The sequence below is a fragment of the Streptomyces capoamus genome, assembly GCF_014654935.1.
GTDB lineage: Bacteria > Actinomycetota > Actinomycetes > Streptomycetales > Streptomycetaceae > Streptomyces > Streptomyces capoamus.
In genome coordinates this window covers 473,825-477,970 of record NZ_BNBF01000002.1, presented here as the reverse complement: position 1 = coordinate 477,970, position 4,146 = coordinate 473,825, and the positions used below count along the sequence as shown (strand labels likewise).

Annotated in this window: 6 protein-coding genes; 4 read left to right on the top strand and 2 right to left on the bottom strand. The window is 73.0% G+C overall.

The genetic code is table 11. The features are described from left to right. On the bottom strand, window positions 1-283 hold a 283-nt coding region (locus IE312_RS05730; protein WP_229899123.1), incomplete at its 3' end, for a YnfA family protein. A 147-nt stretch (window positions 284-430) separates the two neighbouring features. On the opposite strand from IE312_RS05730, the gene IE312_RS05725 reads away from it, so the two are divergent. Further along, a complete protein-coding gene (locus IE312_RS05725; protein ID WP_189978999.1) occupies window positions 431-889 on the top strand; it encodes a hypothetical protein in 459 nt (152 codons plus the stop codon). An 82-nt stretch (window positions 890-971) separates the two neighbouring features. Here IE312_RS05725 and IE312_RS05720 read toward each other — a convergent pair whose 3' ends face one another. Beyond that, window positions 972-1,376, bottom strand: coding sequence for a winged helix-turn-helix transcriptional regulator (locus tag IE312_RS05720; protein WP_189978899.1), 405 nt, complete (start codon window positions 1,374-1,376; stop codon window positions 972-974). A gap of 135 nt (window positions 1,377-1,511) precedes the next feature. Here IE312_RS05720 and IE312_RS05715 point away from each other — a divergent pair, with 135 nt between their 5' ends. The 3 genes from IE312_RS05715 to IE312_RS05705 form a co-directional block, all read left to right on the top strand. Beyond that, window positions 1,512-2,402 (top strand): NADP-dependent oxidoreductase, encoded by an 891-nt coding sequence (locus IE312_RS05715; protein ID WP_189978897.1) that lies wholly within the window; start codon window positions 1,512-1,514, stop codon window positions 2,400-2,402. A gap of 86 nt (window positions 2,403-2,488) precedes the next feature. Beyond that, entirely contained in the window at window positions 2,489-3,589 is a 1,101-nt protein-coding gene (locus IE312_RS05710; protein WP_189978895.1) for an LLM class flavin-dependent oxidoreductase, read from the top strand. 8 nt (window positions 3,590-3,597) lie between these two features. Beyond that, window positions 3,598-4,146, top strand: a 549-nt coding sequence (locus tag IE312_RS05705; protein WP_189978998.1) for a CE1759 family FMN reductase, incomplete at its 3' end; no start/stop codon positions are given.

Genomic DNA, 4,146 nt, shown 5'->3' with positions numbered 1-4,146 from the left:
GCGCCCCGGTGATGTCCCAGCGGTCGGGGCGGTAGCCGTCGGCGACGGCGCCCCACAGCAGGGAGCCGGCCACGAAGATCCCGCCGTAGGCGGCGAGGACGCGGCCGAAGTGGGCGTCGGGCTGGAAGGTGGCGACGAAGCCGTACGCGGCGAGGGAGAGGACGCCGCCGGCCGTCCACGGCCAGCCGCGGTGTTCGCGTACGCCCTGCCAGACCAGCCAGGCGCCGCCGATCTCGAAGAGGGCGGCGACGGCGAAGAGGGCGGCGGAGCGGAGGATCGGCATGGGCGCAGCTTTCCATGTGGGGGCGGTGTCACCTTGTTGGAGGGCGCCCGGGTGCGGTGCGCGTGGCATACATCCGTACGGCGGCCGTCGTCGCGGCGGCCGGGTGTGCGGCGGTGCCGGCGCGAGCGAGGAGTGGTGGGCGTGCGGATGCGGGCGTGGGTGTTGTCCGGGGTGTGTGCCGGTGCCGTCCTGGTTCCGGGGACGGCGGTGGCCGGCGCGGTCCCGGAGGCGGATCTGGCCTTCCACGGCACGGCGGTGCTGGACGAAGACCGGGCGGAGGTGCGGCTGACCCCGCTGGACAACGGGCCGGCCGCCGTCGCGGACGCCACGGTCCGGCTGCGCTGGTCGGTGGAGCTGGCCGACGCGCAGGAGTTGCCGGCCCGGTGCGTCCGGGAGGACGAGCGGACGGTGCTGTGCGGGACGGGGGCGCTGGCGGTGGCGGCGCCGGGGGAGCGGCTGCGGGTGCCGGTGCGGCTGCGGGAGCGGCCCTCGGAGGTGACGTTGGAGATCGACACGGTGTGGAGCGCGGGCGCGGTGGACCAGGACCGGTCGAACGACCGGGTGGCGGTGCTGGTGCTGGACACGGGGGACGAGTACGCCTTCTGAGGCGTCGGCCTCCTGAGGCGTCGACCTTCTGAGGCGTCGACCTTCTGAGGCGTCGACCTTCTGAGGCGTCGCCCGTCCCGGGTCAGGCGGGGGTGTCGGCGTCGTAGCGTTCGCGGGCGGTGCGGACCTCGTCGAAGTGGGTCTCCGCCCAGTCCTTCACGGCGGTGAGCAGCCCGGCGAGGCTGGCGCCCAGCGGGGTGAGGGCGTAGTCGACGCGGACCGGGACGGACGGGGTGACCGTGCGGCTGAGGATGCCGTCCCGTTCGAGGGCGCGCAGGGTCTGGGTGAGCATCTTGGGGCTGACGCCGGCGAGCTTGCGGCTGAGGTCGCTGAAGCGCAGCGGGCCGGGGGCCAGGGCGGCGACGACGAGGCTGACCCACTTGTCGCTCAGCCGCCCGAGGAGCTGGTTGGTGGGGCACTCGCGCAGGAAGGCGTCGTAGTGGGTGCGGGCCTGTTCGCGGCGCTGGGCGGCGGTCATGGTGGCCATGGGCTCTTCCTCTCGGGACACCTACGCACTCTCAGGTAACTACTTACCAATGGATAGTACCTCTCCTACGGTTGGTCTCGCGGTCGGAAACGGGCCGCGGAATCCCCAAGTTCCTTGTATGCGAGGAGAGTTTTCATGCGTGCTGCTGTGGTGAGGTCGTTCGGCGGTCCCGAAGCGGTGGAGATCGCGGAGGTGGCGGTCCCGGAGCCGGGGGCGCGTCAGGTGCGGATCAAGGTGGCCGCGGGGGCGCTGAACCCCGTGGACGCGGGGGTGCGCGCCGGTTTCTTCGGCGGGGCCGGCAAGACGCTCGGGCTCGGCTGGGACGTGGCCGGGACGGTGGACGCGGTCGGCTCCGCTGCGGCCTGGCAGATCGGTGACCCGGTGGTGGCGCTGGTGGCGGGGGTGGCCGCTCCGCTGGGGGCGCACGCGGAGTACGTGGTGGTGGCCACGGACGCGGCGGCGAAGGCGCCGGCCACGGTGGACGCCGTGCACGCGGGCACGCTGCCGCTGAACGGGCTGACCGCGCTGCAGGCGCTGGGGCTGCTGGACCTCGCGCCGGGCCAGTCGCTGCTGGTGACCGGGGCGGCCGGGGCGGTCGGCGGGTTCGCGGTGCAGTTGGCGGCGCACCGGGGGATCGAGGTGACCGGGCAGGCCCGGGCGGGCGACGAGGAGCTGGTGCGTTCGCTGGGTGCCGCGCGCTTCACGGCCGAGGGGGTGGAGCCGGGGAGCGTGGACGCGGTGCTGGACGCGGCGGTGCTCGGCGGCGCGGCCCTGGAGTGGGTGCGGGACGGGGGTGCGTACGTCGGGGTGCGGCCGGGGGCGTTCCCGGAGCCGGTGCGCGGGGTGCGGACGGGGGCCGTGGAGGTGGCCGCGGACGGGGCCGGGCTGGCGGAGCTGGTCCGGCTGGTCGACGAGGGGGTGCTGACCCTGCGGGTGGCCGAGACCTACGCCCTGGCGGAGGCGGCGCAGGCGCACGCCCGGCTGGCTGCGGGTGGGGTGCGGGGGCGGCTGGTGCTGGTGCCCTGATCCCGGCGGGCGGCCGGAATATCCGGGGAGGGGTGACCGTTCCGAGGGTATAGTTGAACGGTCAACAACCTGGAGGGTGAGCGACCATGCAGTTCGGGATCTTCACGGTCGGCGACGTCACGCCGGACCCCACCACGGGCCGGACCCCGACCGAGCGCGAGCGGATCAAGGCCATGGTCGCCATCGCGCTGAAGGCCGAGGAGGTCGGGCTCGACGTCTTCGCCACCGGCGAGCACCACAACCCGCCGTTCGTGCCGTCGTCCCCGACCACCATGCTCGGCTACATAGCCGCGCGGACGGAGAAGCTGATCCTCTCCACGTCCACCACGCTGATCACCACCAACGACCCGGTGAAGATCGCGGAGGACTACGCGATGCTCCAGCACCTGGCCGACGGGCGCGTCGACCTGATGATGGGCCGCGGCAACACCGGACCGGTCTACCCCTGGTTCGGCAAGGACATCCGGGAGGGCATCAACCTCGCCGTCGAGAACTACGCCCTGCTGCGCCGCCTGTGGACCGAGGACGTCGTGGACTGGGAGGGCAAGTTCCGCACCCCGCTGCAGGGCTTCACCTCCACCCCGCGCCCGCTGGACGACGTGGCGCCGTTCGTCTGGCACGGCTCCATCCGCTCGCCGGAGATCGCCGAGCAGGCCGCGTACTACGGCGACGGCTTCTTCCACAACAACATCTTCTGGCCCGCCGACCACACCAGGCGGATGGTCGAGTTCTACCGGAAGCGGTACGCCCACTACGGGCACGGGACGCCCGAGCAGGCCATCGTCGGCCTGGGCGGCCAGGTGTTCATGCGGAAGAACTCGCAGGACGCGGTCACCGAGTTCCGGCCGTACTTCGACAACGCGCCGGTGTACGGCCACGGGCCCTCGCTGGAGGACTTCACCGAGCAGACCCCGCTGACCGTCGGGTCCCCGCAGCAGGTGATCGAGAAGACCCTGGCCTTCCGCGAGTACGCCGGCGACTACCAGCGCCAGCTGTTCCTCATGGACCACGCGGGGCTGCCGCTGAAGACCGTGCTGGAACAGCTCGACCTGCTCGGCGAGGAGGTCGTGCCCGTGCTGCGCGAGGAGTTCGCCAAGGGGCGCCCGGCCCACGTGCCTCAGGCGCCGACCCACCAGTCGCTGCTCGCCGCGAAGGAGAAGAAGGAGAAGGAGGCGGCCACCGTATGAACCACCGCATGAAGCTCGTCGTCGTGTCGGCGGGACTGGGCGTCCCGTCCTCCACCCGGCTGCTCGCCGACCGGCTGGCCGCCGCCGTCGGCCGGCAGGCGGAGGCGGACACCGAGGTGATCGAGCTGCGTGAACTCGCCGTCGAGATCGCGCACCACTTCACCAACGGGTTCGCGGGCAAGGCGCTCGCCGCCGCGCAGGACGCGGTGGCGGGGGCCGACGGCCTGATCGTCGTCACGCCCGTGTTCAGCGCGTCCTACAGCGGGCTGTTCAAGTCGTTCTTCGACGTGCTGGACAAGGACGCGCTGACCGGGAAGCCGGTGCTGATCGGCGCGACCGGGGGGACGGGGCGGCACTCGCTGGTGCTGGAACACGCGCTGCGGCCGTTGTTCGCTTACCTGCGGGCCGTGGTCGTACCGACCGGGGTGTACGCGGCGTCCGAGGACTGGGGCGCGGACGGGCTGGCCGAGCGGATCGAGCGGGCGGCGGCCGAACTGGCCGCGCTCATGCCGCTGGCCCCGCGGGCCGGCGAGGACGTGGTGGTGCCCTTCGCCGAA

What these genes read in the sequence shown, in the direction of transcription:
- IE312_RS05725 (WP_189978999.1), top strand. Translation starts at nt 431, where the DNA reads ATGCGGGCGTGGGTGTTGTCCGGGGTGTGTGCCGGTGCCGTCCTGGTT.
- IE312_RS05720 (WP_189978899.1), bottom strand. Translation starts at nt 1,376, where the DNA reads ATGGCCACCATGACCGCCGCCCAGCGCCGCGAACAGGCCCGCACCCAC.
- IE312_RS05715 (WP_189978897.1), top strand. Translation starts at nt 1,512, where the DNA reads ATGCGTGCTGCTGTGGTGAGGTCGTTCGGCGGTCCCGAAGCGGTGGAG.
- IE312_RS05710 (WP_189978895.1), top strand. Translation starts at nt 2,489, where the DNA reads ATGCAGTTCGGGATCTTCACGGTCGGCGACGTCACGCCGGACCCCACC.